Raw genomic sequence first — 16,204 nt, 5'->3', positions numbered from 1 at the left:
GCCGGGCGGCGCGGCGCCGGAGCTCGCGGCCGCGCTCGCCCGGCTGTTCCGCGGGCACGCCCGGGACGCGGGCGCCCCGGCACCGGGCTCGCCCGTCGTGCGGATCCTCCGCGACTACCTGGACCGCCATTACGCCGCCCCCGTGTCGCTGGGCGACCTCGCCTCGCTCGCCGGCGTGAGCCGGGCGACCCTGGTCCGCCGCTTCCACGCCGACCTGGGCATGCCGCCGCACGAGTACCTGGTGTCCCGGCGGATCGACGCCGCCCGCGCGCTCATCAGGTCCGACCGGCCGCTGCCCGAGATCGCGCAGCTCACCGGCTTCGCCGACCAGAGCCATCTGCACCGGCACTTCACCCGGATCGTGGGGGTCACGCCCGGCCGTTACCGCCGGCCGCCTCGTCCGCGAGCCGCTCCAGCAGGGCGATCGTGTCCGTGACGTCCCGCGCCGTGGTCTCCGGATGCGTGATGCACAGCCGCAGCACCGGCCGCCCGCCGATCTCCGTGGTCATGACCAGGGCGAAGCCGTCCCTCAGCGTGCCCGTGGCGATCCTGCGCGTGAGGTCGTCGACGCGGCCGGGCGCGGCGCCGGGCAGGCGGGGACGGAAGGTGATGATCGCCAGCTGGGCCGGTGTGACGACGTCCCAGCGGTCCCCGCGCAGGAGCAGGTCCTGGGCGTGCTCGGCGAGCGCGATCCCGTGCTCGACCGCCTGCCGGAACGCGTCGAGCCCGAAGGTCTTGAACGACATCCACAGCTTGAGGGCCCGGAAGCCGCGGGTGAGCTGGGGCCCGAGGTCGTAGTAGTTCAGCGGTGCCGTCCCGTGCCGTGTCTCGCGCAGGTACTCGGCGTTCATGGCGAACGCGTCGGTCAGCGTGGTCTCGTCGCGGACGAGGACGCAGCCCGCCTCGTAGGGCTGGTACCACCACTTGTGCGGATCGAGCGCGATGGAGTCGGCCCGTCCGAGCCCTTCCAGAAGGTCACCGGCCCGATCGGACAGGACCGCGGCGGCCCCGTAGGCGCCGTCGACGTGCAACCACACGTCCTCGGCGGCGCACAGGTCGGCGAGGGCCCCGAGGGGGTCCACGGCGCCGGTGTTGGTGGTGCCGGCCGTCGCCACGACGCACGAGGGGACGAGCCCCTCCTCCCGGTCCCGCGCGACGCGCCTCCGCAGCGCGGCCACGTCCATCCGGTGGCGGTCGTCCGTCGCGATGATCCTCAGCCGGCCCTCGTCGAACCCGAGGAAGCGCAGCCCCTTGCGGATCGAGCCGTGGGTCTGGGACGTGACGTAGACCAGACCGTCGCGGCGGCTGCGCGCGGCATGGACCGCCACCAGGTTGGCCATGGTGCCACCGCTCACGAACAGCCCGCCGCCCGTCTCGGGGAGCCCGCACAATGTGCGCAGCCAGTCGATCGTGGTCCGCTCCATGACGGCGGGCCCCGCGCCCACGATCCACTGCCCGGCGAACACGTTGAGGCCGGAGGCGACGAAGTCCGCGACGGCGCCCACGAAGGTGCTCGGGCCGGGGATGTAGGCCAGGAAGCGGGGATGGTCGGTGTGGACGATGAAGTCGCGGAGCTGCGCCATGGCCTGCTCCATGACCTCCACGGGGTCGGCGGGGCCGCCGGGGAGGCGCGCGTCGAAGAGCGCCTCCATCCGCGCGCGGTCCGGCGGGCCGCCCACCGGACGGTCCCGAAGCGTCGCCAGATGGTCGACCACCTCGTCCACCGCGAGGTGGCCGAGGCGCCGCATGTCCGCGGGAGACAGCCGCAAGGGGATGTCCACGATCTCCTCCTCCGAAGCACGTTGGCCGCAATCGTCGCGACGCCGGGAAGGAGAAGTCTTGAACGATCTGCTCAGCGCCCCGTCACCGGCGGCCGCCCGCCTCCGTGACGTCGCCGGGCAGGCCGTCGTCGAGCAGCTCGTGAAGGAGCCGTTCGCCCTCGGGCCAGGGCCCGTACCCCTGGCCGACGGTCAGGTGCCCGACCTCCCCCATGTCAGCGAGGCGCGCCCCCCACGAGTCGGCGAACGACGACGCGCGTTCGAAGGTCATCCAATGGCAGTTTCGGCTCGCGGCGACGACCGTCGTAAAGGGGAGGGCCGCGCGGGGGATCGGATCGAAGCCCGTGATCTCCGGCGTGGCGTGGCGTTCCAGGTCGGCCGGCGTGACGAGCAGCGCGGCGCGCACCGGCCGCCGGTTCCGTCCCATCGCCCAGTGGGCCACGGTCAGGCAGCCGAGGCTGTGCCCGACGAGGACGGGCGGTTCCGCGCAGCGCGCGATCTCCTCGTCGAGCCTGGCCACCCACGCGTCGCGTTCGGCGCGCCGCCAGTCGTCCTGTTCCACCCTCACCGCCCCGGGCAGGTCCCGCATCCACAGTTCCTGCCAGTCCCCCGGATCCGGACCGAGCCAGCCGTCCACGAACAAGATCGTCATGGGCTCCAGTGTGCCGGGTGGGCACGGGTGATCCGGCCGTCCGGAAGCGGGCGCGCCTGTCAAGCCGATCACGGAACCACAGCAGGACCCCGCCGTGCTACACACCGCGATGATCACTGGTAAGGCTCCCCGGAGCACCGGCGACGGCACCCCGGCTTGGCCTGATCAGGTCACCTTCTGGCAGATCCAGAAGGTTTTACTGCAAGCTGAATGCAGCCTGACTTGGACGGTCCGGCCGAGCGGAATTCTCAGTTATACGACAGAAATTCAGTAAGAGCCGCGCGGGCCGTCCGCCGCATTCACCCGCGCGCGCCGGCCGCCGTGCCGCGGCCGGGCATGCGCTGCCAGGCACCCGCCGAGGACGGTTCCCGCAGGGGCCGCGGCGGCGGGGACGGCTCGGACGGGGCACCGGGCCGAAGCACCGCCGGCGGGGGCAGGGGCGGGCGACGAGGGCTCTCACCGGCGGCGACGTCCGCACCGTGCCGGACGCCGGCCGCGGCCGGCCTCCCGGCGCGCGGCGGAGGGGGGCCGACGCTGGAGGGGAGCTGGTCCGTCATTTCGAACGAGGGCACCGGGAACGGCGCGCGACTGCTGATCGCGCCGATCACCATCACTCCCACCAAGCCGATCCTGCCCACCCACGCCAAAGGATTTCTGTGGGTGGACGCTCTGTATCGGAGTACGCGCGCACTGGGCGACGTGACGTATCTGTGGAACACCCGATCGGCCTGTTTGACCGGACAGACCCTGCGTTATTGGGAATACCTCGACCGGACGCTCGGTGACGTCGATTACACCGGGCACGGGGTACACGAACTGGGCGAGCTCTACGTGCGGGCGCACGCCGGGCCGGCGCCGCCGTTCTCGGCCCTGCGGCCCTACGCGGAGCGCGCGGAGCGGGGCTGGGTCCACCCCGCCAGCGAGCGGATCCTGCGGGAGTGGGGCCGGGAGCTCACGACGCTGCACGTCCGCGACCCCGGCCTGTTCGCCGACCGTCCCTATCGCCTCCCGGTCGGGGAGGTGATCGATCTGCTGGCGGAGCGGGACCTGTGCCTCGACCATCGCCGGTTCGGCGGGCCGGTCTACCTGGACGGCACGCGCTGGGGAATGCCCCTGCGCCTGGTCGTCGCCCCGGACGGGCACGCGAACTACCTGCTGATGGTCCTGCGCGACCTGATCCCGCGGATCGCGGAGTTCGACCACGTCCTCCTCGTCCACGACGAGGAGATCGGGCACGACTACGTGCTGGTGGAGCGGATCCTCGCGCATCTGGGAGCGCGGACGTCGCGGCTGGCGCTCGGGCGTGTGCCCATACCGGGCGTCAGCGGCTCCAGCCGCAGCGGGGGCTGGGCCGGAACGGCCTTGGACGAGCTGTCGGCGCTGTGCCTGCGTCATGTCGGCCCGGAGGTCTACCGCCTCGGCATGCGGATCTACTTCATCAACACGCTGAAGCGCACGGCGGGCGGCCCGGTCGAGGCGCGGCTGATCCGCCGCGCGATGGCCCGGGCGTCCGCGCTGCTCGCGGGCGCGGGCCACGGCCGGCACGGCGCGGGTCACGCCGGTGAGCTGCGCCGTCATCTGACCCCGTCCGGCTGGGTGGACCCGTACCGCCTGACCTGCGAACTCCTCGCGCGAAACGGCCGCCGGCCGTCCCGCGGGCTCCTCGACGAGGTCTTCCTGTGAACCACCCCGCAGCACCGAGAAGGGCCGTACACGTGCAGACATCGCAAGCCAGACAGGCCGTCGCCGCGAGCCCGGCCAGGCGGGCGGACGCCTTCCGCCGGCGCGCCCGGGACGAGCGGTCCCGGCTGCGCGAGGCGCTGGCCGATCCGGAGGCGGTCCAGTCGGCCGTGCTCGCCGCCGCGCTCGGCGCGAACCGGGATTCGGCCTTCGGCCGCGCGCACGGGTTCGCCAAGCTCCGAAGCGTGGACGACTTCCGAGCGGCGGTGCCCATCCGGGCGCACGAGGAGTTCGCGCCCTGGCTCGACCGTGTCATCAACGGCGAGACAGGGGTGCTCTCCACCGAGGATCCGATCGTCTACTTCTCCAGCAGCGGCACGACCGGGGTGGAGAAGCGGATCCCGGTCACGGTGAGCTACCTCAAGCAGAGCTTTCTGCCGTTCTATCTCGGCGGCCTCGCCACGGCGATCGAGCACCATCCCGGGCTGACCGCCGCGGACGACTCCGTGCTCAACCTGTGGCAGGACCCGCATTCCCGGATGGGACGCACGGAGGGCGGGCAGCCGCACATCGGCGCCAGCCAGGTCGACTACGAACGCATCGGCGAGGAGACGGCCGCGGGTCTCGGCAACCGGGCCCCGTGGAGCCGGCTGCCCGACAGGTTCGCCGACGGCGACCCGTGGGAGCGCGCCTACCTGCGGTTACGGCTGGCCGCCGAGCACGACGTGCGCGCCGTCATCGCGGTCAACCCGGCGATCGCCGCCGCGCTGCCCTACCAGCTCGGACTCTGGTGGCAGCGGCTCGCCCGGGAGATCCACGACGGCACGCTGGGCGACGTCGCCTTCGGGGAGCCGGCCCCCGCCCGGGCCCGGCTGATCGAACAGGCGGCGCACCGGTTCGGGACGGTGCGCCCGTGCGACCTGTGGCCCCGGCTGGAGGTGGTGATCGCGTGGACCGGCTACGTCGCGCGGCTCTACCTGCCCTGGGTGGCACAGGAGTACGGCCCGGGCGTTCGGGTGCTGCCCGCCCCGCTGGGATCCTGCGAAGGCCCGCTGGCGGCGCCCGTGGACCGGCATCGCACCGCCGCGCCCTTGATGACGCCGTCCTGCTTCTACGAGTTCGTCCCGGCCGGTGAGGACATCCGCGGTGACGCCGCGACGGTCCTGGCCCACGAACTCGAGGACGGCCGGGACTACCACGTCGTCCTGTCGCACATCGGCGGCCTCTACCGCTGTGCGACCAGGGACATCGTCCGGGTCGCCGGGCTCGCCGGGCGGACGCCGCGCGTCGAGTACGCCGGCCGCGACGGGGCGCTGTCGGCGGCGGAGGAGCGGCTGCGGGAGCACGAGGCGCTGCGGGCGCTGTCGGGCGCGGCGGCCGGCACGGGCCTGGAGGTCCGGAACGTGATCTGGCGGCTGGATCCGGCGAACGGCAGGGTTCCGGCCCACCAGGCGGCGGTGGCCTTTCACGGCGAGGTCACCGGGACCGAGATCCAGGCGTTCACCCGCGAGCTGGACGCCCGCCTGGCCGAGGAGTCGGCCGGATACCGGCGTGCCCGGGAGAAGGGAAGGCTCGCGGCGCCCGGCGTCGTCCCCGTCCGCAATGAGGACTTCCTCCAAGACTGGAGGCGAAGAGTCGAGGGGGGTGAGCGGCCGCCCCGCGTCAAGGACCGCGTCTTTCAGCCCGGCTCACCTCTGTGGGCGAGCCTGTCCGGGAGGGGGACGCGATGACCGCGAGCGCCGAGGAGATCCCTCACCGCGGCCAGTACACGGAGGCGGCGCGGAGGGCACGGCTCGACTGGCTGCGCCGTGCCGCCGGTTCACCACTGGCCGCCCTGGAGGAGGCCGGCGTCCCCGCGCGCGACCTCATGGGCAACATCGAGAACTACGTGACCACGGTGGAGGTGCCGGTCGGGCTGGCCGGGCCGATGCTCTTCCGGGGCGAGGCCGCGCAGGGCCTGATCACCGTGCCGCTGGCGACCACCGAGGGCGCGCTGGTCGCCTCCGCCGCGCGCGGGGCCAAGGCCGTCACCCGTGCGGGCGGGGTCGAGACCAGGGTGCTCGGGCAGCGCATGACGCGGGCGCCCGTGTTCGAGTTCGACGACCTCGCCACGGCGGCGCGTTTCGCCCGATGGGCGGTGGGCCGGCACGCCGAGCTGGCCGACGAGGTCCGCGCGGTCTCCCGTCACTCCCGGCTGATCGAGCTGGACCCGGTCCAGATCGGGCGGGTCGTCCACCTCCGCTTCGTCTACGAGACCGCGGACGCCGGCGGGCAGAACATGACGACCGCGGCGACGTGGCGCGCCTGCCAGTGGATCGACGACCGGCTCACGCTCGAACCCGGGCTGGCACCGCTGTGGTCCGCGATCGACGGCAACCTGAGCGGTGACAAGAAGCTCACCCGGCTGAACATGATCGCGGGCCGTGGCGCCCGGGTGGCGGCCGAGTGCGCGCTCGACCGGGCGACGGTCCGGCGCGTGCTGAGGACCACCCCGGAGGCGATCGACCGGCTGTACCGGATCGGGGTCGCGGGCGCCCAGCAGGCCGGCATGGTCGGCTTCGACATCGACGCCGCCAACGTGATCGCGGCCGTCTACGTCGCCACCGGCCAGGACGTCGCCAGCGTCTACGAGTCGAGCGGCGCCGTCTTCTCCGTCGAGCCCGCCGACGGGGGGCTGCGCGCCGCGCTGCTGCTGCCCGGGCTCGTGGTCGGGACCGTCGGCGGCGGCACCGGCCTGCCCCGCCAGCGCGACCTGCTGGAGGCCCTCGGCTGCGCGGGCGACGGCGGGATGCGGCGCCTCGCGGAGATCGTCTGCGGGTTCGCGCTGGCACTGAACGTCTCCACGCTCGCGGCGGTGGCCGGCGGCCAGTTCGCCGACGCCCACGAGCGTCTCGGCCGTTCGCGGCGCGTCGACTGGCTGACCCGGGCCGACCTGGCCGCGCCGCTGCTGGAACCGCTCCTGGCCGAGGCGGAGGGCGTCCCGGAGCTGACGGTGGGCGAGGTGTCGGTGCTGGCGGACGACGCGCAGTCGGGCCTGCTCACCGACCTGGCGGCGCGCGGCGACCAGCGCAAGCTGGCGGGGGTGTTCCCGCTCCGCGTCGGCTACACCGTCCCCGGCGGCGCCGGGGAGCTGGACCTGGTCGCGAAGGTCAAGCCGCTGGACGAAGAGGTGATCATCGAGGCGGCCAAGCTGGCGTCCCTGTCCGGCGGACGGCTCGCCGGCCTCTACGCCCGGTGGCGGTACTGGACCGGTTTCAAGGACGTGCACACCCGCGAGCTCGCCGTCTACCGGAGCCGTGACCCCGCACTGGCGCGCGTCCTGCCCAAGGTCTACGGCGTGCACGCCGACCCCGCGCGCGAGGCGTACGTCATCCTCATGGAGCGGCTCGGCCCGCAGGTGATCCTCAAGGACTCCGCCGAGCGCCCCGAGCTGTGGCGGGACGAGCATCTGCGCGCCGCCCTCGACGGCATCGCCCCGGTCCACGCCGCCTGGCTCGGCCGCGAGGACGAGCTGACCCGCGCGGGCTGGCTCGGCCGCGTCCCGACGGCGGAGCGCGTGGCGGCGATGGCCGAGCTCTGGGCGGCGATGGCCGAGCACAACGCCGCCGAGCATCCCCACTGGATCGCTCCGGACGACCTCCGCCGGCTTCTGCGGATCATCGGCTCTGCGGGCGAGTGGTGGACGCGGCTGGAACGCATGCCCCGCACGCTCGTCCACAACGACTTCAACCCGCGCAACATCGCCCTGCGCTCGCCCGGCCTGAGCCTGGTCGCCTACGACTGGGAGCTGGCGACACTGCACGTCCCGCAGCGGGACCTGGCGGAGCTGCTCGCCTTCGTCCTGCCCGCCGGCGCGGGCGAGGCGGAGGTCGCCGGCCTGCTCGCCCACCACCGGGCGGCGCTCCAGGACGCGGGGGCCGAGGCGCCCGACCCGGACACCTGGCGGGAGGGGTACCGGCTGGCGCTGTGGGACTTCGCCACCACCCGGCTGCAGCTGTACCTGATGACGCACGCGCACCGCGAACTGCCGTTCCTCCAGCATCTCGTCCCGACGGCCTTGCGCCTGCTGGAGATGGAGGACCGCGCGGAGGAGGCCGTCGGTGTCCGCTGAAGTGCTCCGCGTCGCCCTGGTCGGCATCGACGGATCGGGGAAGTCCACGGTCATCCGGCTGCTCGCGAACAGGCGGGCTCCCGGCCGCGCCGCCCTGTCCTGCATGCACGCCCACGAGAACCCCGACGGCCCCCTGCACGGCCTGTCCCGCCACCTGACGTCGATGTCACGTGACGCGGACCGGCTCGGTGCCCCGGAGCTCAAGCTCGCCGTCCTCTATCTCCAGATGTGCACCTTCGCCGTGACGGAGCGGTTCTTCGTCGGCGAGTTCGGGGCGCGGACGGTGCTGTCCGAGCGGCATCCCGTCGTGGACGGCCTCGCCTACCTGCCGCTCTACCGGAGCGCCGTCGAACGCGCCACCGGGCCCGACCGCCCGGCCCGGCTCCGCCGGCATCTCGCCGCCCTGCGCCAGGACGATGTCGCCGCGGCCGTCGACTGGTGCGAGCGGCTGGGGCGCCGGCTCGGCCGCGCCCTGGACCTCACCACCATGGCGACCGACCTCCTCCGGCTCCTCGACCTGCCGCCCGGAGAGCGGGCCAGCGCGCTCGCCGCCCAGTTCGACGTCCGGCTCCCCGACCTCGTGGTGCTCCTCGACCTCGACGTGGCGGAGGCCCGGCGCCGCATCCACGCCCGCGCCCGGCCCGCCGAGTTGCACGAGCGGCACGACCACCTGCTGCGGATCCGCGACGGCTACGACGCCGCCCTCAGGTCCCTGGAGACGGTGCGCGTCCATCGGCTTCACGCCGGGCGGTCCTCCCCCGCCGAGCTCGCGGCGGACATCGACCGGCTCATCACGGAACGGGGGCGCGATGCTCGACCAGCGGACGCTGCGCACCGCGCTCGGTGACCGGCTCTCGCGCGCCGGCCGCGCCCGGCCGCGCGGGGACACCGGCGCCGGGGCGGTCGCGGTGCTGCGCGACGCCCGTCCCGCGGCCTTCGCGGTCTCGGTCGTGACGTTCGCCGAGCGGATGCCTCAGCAGGCGCGCGACCTGTGGTACGGCAACTTCACCCGGACCATCTTCCTGGCCGGCATCCCGGGCAACCTGGCCGAGCGTTTCCCCTATGACCATCTCTCTGAGGACGAGTCCATCGCCTGGTACGGGCCGGGCCCACTGGAGCAGTACAAGACGCTGCGCCGCCTGCTCCGCCCCGTCCGGGGAACGATCGGCGCCGACTGGCCGGACGCCCCCCATGTCGCGCTCCCCGGCGCGCCTCCCGCGAACGCGCCGACCGCGCACCTGCGCGTGGCGCTCCAGGATCTGCGGCTCCAGGACTACCTCGTCCACGTCGGTCACACACTCGCCGAGGCGGTCCTGGACGGTCTGCTGACGACGTCCGATGTCCTGCGCATCGAGCACGTGCCGCGGATCCCCGAGGACCCCGGGCCCTACCGTGCCCTCAGAGTCTCGGCCGACCCCCAGGCCCCCGAGAGGCTTCGCGCGTTCGCGACTCTCTCAGTGCCCGAGCGTCCCTGAGTTCTCCGAGCCGCCCGGGCATGCCGGCCCGGTCGCGCTCCTGCTGCCGGAGGAGAGCGGGTCCTGCTTCCGGCCGGTGGGCCGGGTCTCTCGCAGGAGGCGCTGGCGCGGCCCCGGGGGCGAGGCTGGCCGCATGACGATGAACATCGCCCGGCCCTCCGCGCATTGGAGGCTCGTCGCCGCCGCCTTCGCCTCCGGCACGGTCGCCGTCACCGTGTGGACGGTGGGGATGGCGGCCTCCACCGCGTCCGAGGACCGTCACGTCGAGTGGACGGTCCTGTGGAGCGGGTTCGACGCCCTGCTCGCCGCCGCGATGGCGAGCACGGCCTGGCTCGTCCACCGCCGCGACGATCGGGCGGCGCTGACGGCCGCCGTGCTCGCCGCGCTGATGGTGGTCGACGCGTGGTTCGACGTGATGACGGCCAGGCCCGCGCACTTCCCCGTGGCCGTGGCGATGGCGCTCGCCCTGGAGTTGCCCCTCGGCGTCATCTTCGGGGTGCTCTCGGTGCGGATGAGCCGGGCCTTCAAGGCGGCCGGGGATCCTTGAACGGGGTCACCGGCGCCCCTCTCAGGCGCCGCCGCCGACGCGCGGCCGTATGGCCGGCGCCCAGGGCGGCGCCAGCGCCATCCGCCCCGCCGGACGCGATGAGAACGTGCCTGCGGGACGCCCCGGGTCGACGGGCCTGCGCCGTTCCCGGACGGTCGGGCGCACATGGGGACAGGCCGTGACGGCACGGCGCGGCGGGCCCTTGCTCGGGTCGTTGGCCTGTATCGCCAGGCTCACCAGGGACTCCAGCAGGAAGAGGTCGCCCTCGGTGTCCAGGTGCACCTGGACCCAGCCGGTGTCCGGGGGGATGCTGACCCGTCCCGACGATGTGAGCGCGTCCGTGAGACGGTTGATGACCTCCTCGGTGAGGAGCACCTCGGCCATGTTCCCCTGATGCAGGTGGACGATCTGCCTGCCGCGCAGGGAGAGGGCACGCCCGGGCGGGCAGTTGGCACGACAGGTCGTCAGGGGCCACTCTCTGAACCGGCCGAGGGCCAGTTCGGCGTAAGAAACGGAGCGGGGGTGACGTTCTCGTCTCATGAGCGTCAGCCTTACGGACTACTCGCACGTAGTGTGGATCTGCGCACGTCCTGGTGGTTTTCCCCGCTTCCTGGTGGCTTCCAGGAATTTCCGAGGAGTCCGGGAAGCGTCCAGGAGGGGACCGAAGATCGTCTAGATGGTCACCAGTGCGCGAACGTCCGGATAACTCGGTTCTGCCGTGCCCGTCCGAAGTGCATCGTGGATAGTCGCCTCGTGGCGGGCGCCGGGCGCTGATGCGGGAACGGACGGAGCGGGCGTGGACTCCTATCTCGACCGGAAAACGGACTTCACCCGTGATCTGGTCGATCGGCTCGGAGCGATCGGGCCGGACGCGCTGGCGCACCGAACCGGCCTCCTGGAGACGACGGTGCGGGCCCTGCTGGAGGGCACCGGCGAGCTGATGTCGTGGGAGGTCGTCAGCGCCTGCCTGGCCGCGGCGGGCGTCGACGGCGGCGACATGGGCGAGGCGCGGCGCCGCTGGACGGCGACCGAGGGCGCCCTGTGGAACGAGCGCGGGGCAGGGCTGCGCACGGCGTTCGAGCAGAACGGGCACGGCAAGCCGACGAAGGTCGTCGAGACGCACCAGGCGAAGGTGCCCTGGCGGCGGCTCGCGGCACGGCACCCGGTGAGGTTCACTCCCTGGGCGGAGCCGACGTTCCCCACCGGGCGGCGGCTGCCCGACCCGTCGGCGGCCGGTGACATCCGCGAGCTGTACTCGCTGCTGCGGGAGCTGCGGACCTGGGCGGGCTCGCCCCGCCAGTCGGAGATCGAGAAGCGGTCGTGGGGCACGCTGCCGGACGCCACGATCAGCGCGATGCTGCAGCGGGACCGGTGGCGCGCGGCCAGCGACCGGGAGCTGGCCAGGGTCGGGTACTTCGCGACGGCCTGCGGCCTGCCCGCCGCGGAGGTCGCGCGCTGGGTCGAGGCGTACGAGCGGCTCCGGCACGTCCCCCCACCGGACGACCTCGCACTCGCCCGCGCCGAGGCGGCCGAACTGAGGCTCCGGCTCGCCACGGCGGAGGCGGAGGCGAACGGCCTGCGCGAACGCCTGAAGGCCGCTGAGAGGACCTCGGCGGCCCGCACCCCCGGCAGGCCCCCCGGCCAGGACGCGGTCACGAGCGCGAACGCGAACCAGACCGCGGACGCGCCCCAGGGCGCGGTCACAGACCAGACCCCGGACGCAGGCCGCGCAGGCGCAGGTACAACCCGCACAAGCACAGGCGCGAGCCTCCCCCCGGAAGCGGGCCAAGCCGCAGGCAGCCGAAGCGCAGGCGCCGACACCGAACCGGCCACCAGCGCGGGCTCCATGGCGACGAGCGACATCGGAGACACAGGCCACGCCCTAGAGGCGGGTCAGGGCACCGGCACACTTCCCCCCAACACCAATGCGGGCTCCACCACTGCGACAAGCGACACCGAAGGCGCGGGTTATCCGCCAAACGCGGGTCAGGGCACAGGCACAGACTTCTACGACGCCGGCGCAGGTTCCACGACTGGGTCGGATGACGAGAACGTGAGTCGCGCTCCAGGCGCGGCACAGGGCACTGGCGCCGGAAACGAGCGTGGCGTCGGCGCGGGCCATGCGGCAGGTGCGGGAACTGAGGGTGGAACCGACGCGGGGCAAGGTGCCGGGGCGGGTCATGCCGGACGTGGCGCCGGCGTGGTCACCGGCCAGGGTGCGGGGGCCGCACTCAAGGCGGACACAGGACGCGGCACGGACGCGGGCACGGACGCTGGACACGGCGCGGGCGGCGGCCGCGGCGCGGGGCTGAGCTCGGAGACGGACACCGGGCGCGGCGCGAGGCGCGAATCGGGGGCGAGCAGAGGACGCGGCGCTCACCAGGGGGCGGGCGCGAGCACCGAAGGCGATGGGCTCGGCGCGAGACGGGGCACGGGCACCGAAGGCGCGGCGGGCACTGGACCCAGCGCGGAACAAGGCGCGAAACAAGGCGCGAAACAGGGCGAGAAAGAGGGCACGGGCGGCGCGGGCACTCGACGCGGCGCGGAACAGGAGAGGGACGCGGGCGCCGGGCGTGGCGCGGGCCAGGTTCCGCCTCCCGGCCCGGAGGCGAGGCCGGGCCCGCGCGAGGGTTGGAGTCCCCGCAGGCGGCGGGTGCTGGCGGCCGTGGGCGCGGCGCTGATGTTCGCGGCTGGCGCCGGCGCGGGCACCGTCGCGAGCGGAAGCGCCTCGACCGAGGATCGCGCCCTGTGCTTTAACGGAACGCTCCAACTCGTCGGCTCCACCGCCTTCGAGCGGACGGCCGACGCGCTCCGGCGGGGCTATGAGGCGCGGTGCCAGGATGCCGACGTCGAGGTGCGCGCCATCGGCTCCAATGAGGGGCTGCGCGTGCTCACGCGGGACAACGCCGCGACGACGATCGCCATGCACGACGGGCACCTCAAGGCGGACTCCGACGAGATCCGGCTGCGCGGGTTCCGCGGCTTCCCGGTCGCGCCGATCGCGTTCGCCGTCATCGTGAACAAGGACACCAACGTGTCCGGCCTGACCATCCGCGACATGCGCTCCATCTACTCCCGGGACGGCGGCCCCACCAACTGGAAGCAGCTCAAGGGCGGTGGGGACGTGCCGATCCGGCTGGTCAGCAGGACGGAGGGCTCCGGCACGCGGACGATCTTCGAGGAGCGGGTCCTCAACGAGCCCGAGCCGGAGCTGTCCTCCAGGGACTGCCTGCGCAAGGACGAGATCCGCGCCGCCCTGCGCGTCGTCCGGTGCGAGCGCAGCAGCCAGGCCCAGGTCCTCGACACGGTCAACACGATCCCCGGCACTATCGGGTACGCCGAGCTGCACGTCGCCGCGAACGCCCGCCGCTACCCCAACCTGCGGGTGCTCGCGCTGGACGGCAGGAAGGCCGAGCCCTCACCCGCGACGGACGGATACCAGTTCGTCGCTCCGGAGCTCTTCTACACCTACGGGCCGCCCCCCAACGACAGCCCGGCGTCGGCGTTCCTCACGTTCCTCGCCGGCGACTCGGCCAGGAGGCTCCTCCAGCGGGCGGGCTCCACCTCGTGCCAGTCCGCGGACGCCGAGACCATCCCCGCGTGCCAGGTCAACTGACCCGCTCGGCCGCGCCGCTCCCGGCGCGGCCGAGCCGCCGGCCGTCGTCCGTCCAGGCCGAGATCGCCCGCTCGGCGGGGATGCCGGCGGCGCGGGCGAACGCCTGGCGCAGCGTGGGGCTGACGTTCATGCGCTCGTCGAGCCCGGTGCGGCGCAGGATGCGGCGGCACAGGGCGGAGGGCCGGGAGACGACGAGGCGCCCCCGGTTCGCCCGCGCGGCCTTCCAGAGGAAGATGAGCGCGCTCAGCCCCGAGGAATCGCAGAAGGTCACCTGCTGCAGATCCAGAACGAGGCGATAGGGAGGGCCGAGGAGGGCGGCGACGTGTTCGCCGAATGCCGTGGCCGTGACGCAGTCGATCTCCCCTTCCGCGTAGACGACCTGGAAGAGCCCGTGCTCCTCGCTTCGTGTCCGCAGTCTTCCCTCGGGGTCCGTCCACGTCCGATCAGAACGCGCCCCGTCTTGTTGCATCGTGTCCATCTGCGTACTCTCACCTCCACGCGAAGGCGAAGGTACCCGCGAGCGGACCGATCATTCACCCCCGGCATGCGCGTAACGAGCATGAGGGGAACGGCGGAAATAGTTGCCTTTCGGCAACTACCACGTGCGGGTTAGGGTGGCGGGACACGAACGAAGTTCGGGCGGTCCGGTTCCAGGAAGGAGAGTCCCGCCGCAGACTCGGTAGCGATGGCAGTGACCCACAACTTGGAGACCCACAGTGCGGGGATCCACAGCGAGCATGACCCGTCCCGGCTCCTCCGCTCCGTCCCGCTCCCGGCCCCCTATCCGGTGCTCGCGGTGGAGGCGTCCGGGGTCATCGCCCATCTGAACGACGCGGCGCGGCTCCTGCTCTCGGCCACGGCCGGGACGGCGCTGGCCGACACGGCGCCGGGCTGGCTGGCCGAGGCCCACCGCGAACTGGCCGCGCGGCCGCGTCCGGCCGGGCCGGATTCCGGCGGGGCCGGTCCGGACGCCCAGGGCATGATCGGCGATCGGTCCTTCGAGGCCCACGCGGTGCCCCGGGACGGCTCCGGCCCGGTGCTGTGGTGGCTGTTCGACGTCACCGGGCACCGGCGGCTGGCCCGCGAGCTGGAGGTCGAGCGCGAGCGGACCGCGTTCCTCGCCGAGGCGTCGAGCCGGCTGCTGGCCTCGCTGAACGTGGACCGTTGCATGGAGGTGACGGCGCAGCTCGCCGTCCGGCATCTGGCCGAGGCCGCGCTGGTCATCGCCCCGGGGGCCGGACGCGTCCACCGGGTCGTCTCATGCGACGCCGGCGGCCGGGTCGCGCACGAGGACCTGCTGGTGGACCCGGCCGACCTGCCGGGCCTCGCGGAGGCGCTGCGGGGCTTCCCGCCGGTGCCGTCCCGGTGGATCGACCCCGCGGCGGCGCCCGGCTGGGTCGCCCGGCGGTCCCTGGGCGAGCCCGGCGCGATCGTGGTGACGGCGCTGCCCGGCCACGGCGTCCCGGCGGGCGCCCTGGTGCTGGTGCGCCGGCGCGGCCAGGACGCGTTCTCCGCCGGCGAGGAGGTCGTGGCCCGCCTGTTCGCCGCGCGGGCGGGCGCCGCGATGTCGGCCGCGCGGCTGTACGCCGAACAGGCGTCCATCACCGAGACGCTCATGCGCGAGCTGCTCCCGCCGCGCGCGCAGGAACTGGACGGGATCGGCCTCGCGGCGCGCTACCGGCCCGCCGGGGACGGCGAGCGCGTCGGCGGCGACTTCTACGACATCTACCCGGCCACCGGGCCCGCGCCGGACGAGGAGTCGCTGGTCGTGCTGGGCGACGTGTGCGGCAAGGGGCTGGAGGCCGCGGTGCTGACCGGCAAGATCCGGCACACGCTGCGCGCCCTGCTCCCGCTGGCGGGCGACCATCAGCGCGTCCTGGAGATGCTGAACGCGACCCTGCTGCACACCGGCGCGACCCGGTTCGTCACGCTGGTGCTGGCCTCGGTGCGGCGGGAGGGCGACGGGGTGCGGGTGCGGCTCACCGGCGCCGGCCACGCGCCGCCGCTGATCGTGCGCCGGGACGGCACGGTCGAGACGGCCGTGACCGGCGGGTCGCTGATCGGCGTGCTGGAGGACATCACCTCCACCAGCGAGACCGTCCGGCTCGACCCGGGCGACATCTGCCTGCTCTACACCGATGGCGTCACCGAGGCGGTCGGGGGACCACTGGGCGACGAGATGTTCGGCGAGGAGCGGCTGGCCGACGAACTGCGCGCGTGCGGGGGGATGCCCCCGGAGGCGCTGGTGGAGCGGGTGGACATGCTCGCCTCGCAGTGGGCGGGCGGCGGGCACCGCGACGACATGGCCGTGGTAGCGATCAGCGCGCCCCGGCGCCGCCGTCCCG

Annotated in this window: 13 protein-coding genes; 9 read left to right on the top strand and 4 right to left on the bottom strand. The window is 73.7% G+C overall.

Going from position 1 to position 16,204, the window contains the following annotated elements:
• Positions 1–436 (top strand): helix-turn-helix domain-containing protein (locus E1291_RS29410; protein WP_131741333.1); only part of this gene is annotated, 436 nt, incomplete at its 5' end.
• On the opposite strand, the gene E1291_RS29405 is transcribed toward E1291_RS29410, so the two are convergent.
• Both E1291_RS29405 and E1291_RS29400 read right to left on the bottom strand, forming a co-directional pair.
• Positions 369–1,781, bottom strand: a complete 1,413-nt coding sequence (locus tag E1291_RS29405) for a pyridoxal phosphate-dependent decarboxylase family protein (RefSeq protein ID WP_131741332.1) — start codon at positions 1,779–1,781, stop codon at positions 369–371. The genes E1291_RS29410 and E1291_RS29405 overlap by 68 nt on opposite strands.
• A gap of 82 nt (positions 1,782–1,863) precedes the next feature.
• A complete protein-coding gene (locus E1291_RS29400; protein ID WP_131741331.1) occupies positions 1,864–2,430 on the bottom strand; it encodes an RBBP9/YdeN family alpha/beta hydrolase in 567 nt (188 codons plus the stop codon).
• Between the two features lie 732 nt (positions 2,431–3,162).
• Between E1291_RS29400 and E1291_RS29395 the strand changes: the two genes are divergently transcribed.
• The 6 genes from E1291_RS29395 (at position 3,163) to E1291_RS29370 (ending at position 10,243) form a co-directional block, all read left to right on the top strand.
• A complete protein-coding gene (locus tag E1291_RS29395; protein ID WP_131741330.1) occupies positions 3,163–4,113 on the top strand; it encodes a hypothetical protein in 951 nt (316 codons plus the stop codon).
• Between the two features lie 32 nt (positions 4,114–4,145).
• Positions 4,146–5,840 (top strand): GH3 family acyl-acid amido synthetase, encoded by a 1,695-nt coding sequence (locus tag E1291_RS29390; RefSeq protein WP_165495334.1) that lies wholly within the window; start codon positions 4,146–4,148, stop codon positions 5,838–5,840.
• Entirely contained in the window at positions 5,837–8,221 is a 2,385-nt protein-coding gene (locus tag E1291_RS43400) for a hydroxymethylglutaryl-coenzyme A reductase family protein (RefSeq protein ID WP_207401007.1), read from the top strand. The genes E1291_RS29390 and E1291_RS43400 overlap by 4 nt, the downstream gene beginning before the upstream one ends.
• On the top strand, positions 8,211–9,068 hold the full coding sequence (locus E1291_RS29380) for a hypothetical protein (RefSeq protein ID WP_131741328.1): 858 nt from the start codon (positions 8,211–8,213) through the stop codon (positions 9,066–9,068). Before E1291_RS43400 ends, E1291_RS29380 begins: the two co-directional genes overlap by 11 nt.
• The gene (locus tag E1291_RS29375) at positions 9,031–9,696 is read left to right on the top strand and encodes a DUF6182 family protein (protein ID WP_131741327.1); all 666 of its coding nucleotides are present in this window, start codon (positions 9,031–9,033) and stop codon (positions 9,694–9,696) included. The genes E1291_RS29380 and E1291_RS29375 overlap by 38 nt, the downstream gene beginning before the upstream one ends.
• A gap of 133 nt (positions 9,697–9,829) precedes the next feature.
• Positions 9,830–10,243 (top strand): hypothetical protein, encoded by a 414-nt coding sequence (locus E1291_RS29370; RefSeq protein ID WP_131741326.1) that lies wholly within the window; start codon positions 9,830–9,832, stop codon positions 10,241–10,243.
• Positions 10,244–10,264: 21 nt separating this feature from the next.
• Here E1291_RS29370 and E1291_RS29365 read toward each other — a convergent pair whose 3' ends face one another.
• Entirely contained in the window at positions 10,265–10,783 is a 519-nt protein-coding gene (locus E1291_RS29365; protein WP_131741325.1) for a luciferase domain-containing protein, read from the bottom strand.
• A gap of 256 nt (positions 10,784–11,039) precedes the next feature.
• Here E1291_RS29365 and E1291_RS44755 point away from each other — a divergent pair, with 256 nt between their 5' ends.
• Complete coding sequence (locus E1291_RS44755; protein ID WP_165495333.1) at positions 11,040–13,859, top strand: substrate-binding domain-containing protein; 2,820 nt, start codon at positions 11,040–11,042, stop codon at positions 13,857–13,859.
• On the opposite strand, the gene E1291_RS29345 is transcribed toward E1291_RS44755, so the two are convergent.
• Positions 13,852–14,337: an STAS domain-containing protein gene (locus tag E1291_RS29345; protein WP_131741322.1), complete on the bottom strand. Its 486-nt coding sequence runs from the start codon at positions 14,335–14,337 to the stop codon at positions 13,852–13,854. The genes E1291_RS44755 and E1291_RS29345 overlap by 8 nt on opposite strands.
• A gap of 207 nt (positions 14,338–14,544) precedes the next feature.
• On the opposite strand from E1291_RS29345, the gene E1291_RS29340 reads away from it, so the two are divergent.
• Positions 14,545–16,204 (top strand): PP2C family protein-serine/threonine phosphatase (locus E1291_RS29340; protein WP_131741321.1); only part of this gene is annotated, 1,660 nt, incomplete at its 3' end.

Origin of the sequence: Actinomadura roseirufa, assembly GCF_900659635.1 — a bacterium.
GTDB lineage: Bacteria > Actinomycetota > Actinomycetes > Streptosporangiales > Streptosporangiaceae > Spirillospora > Spirillospora roseirufa.
The sequence above is the reverse complement of the archived record's forward strand: the minus strand, read 5'-3'. Positions and strand labels throughout refer to the sequence as shown.

What these genes read in the sequence shown, in the direction of transcription:
- E1291_RS29400 (WP_131741331.1), bottom strand. Translation starts at nt 2,430, where the DNA reads ATGACGATCTTGTTCGTGGACGGCTGGCTCGGTCCGGATCCGGGGGAC.
- E1291_RS43400 (WP_207401007.1), top strand. Translation starts at nt 5,837, where the DNA reads ATGACCGCGAGCGCCGAGGAGATCCCTCACCGCGGCCAGTACACGGAG.
- E1291_RS29375 (WP_131741327.1), top strand. Translation starts at nt 9,031, where the DNA reads ATGCTCGACCAGCGGACGCTGCGCACCGCGCTCGGTGACCGGCTCTCG.
- E1291_RS29370 (WP_131741326.1), top strand. Translation starts at nt 9,830, where the DNA reads ATGACGATGAACATCGCCCGGCCCTCCGCGCATTGGAGGCTCGTCGCC.
- E1291_RS29365 (WP_131741325.1), bottom strand. Translation starts at nt 10,783, where the DNA reads ATGAGACGAGAACGTCACCCCCGCTCCGTTTCTTACGCCGAACTGGCC.
- E1291_RS29345 (WP_131741322.1), bottom strand. Translation starts at nt 14,337, where the DNA reads ATGGACACGATGCAACAAGACGGGGCGCGTTCTGATCGGACGTGGACG.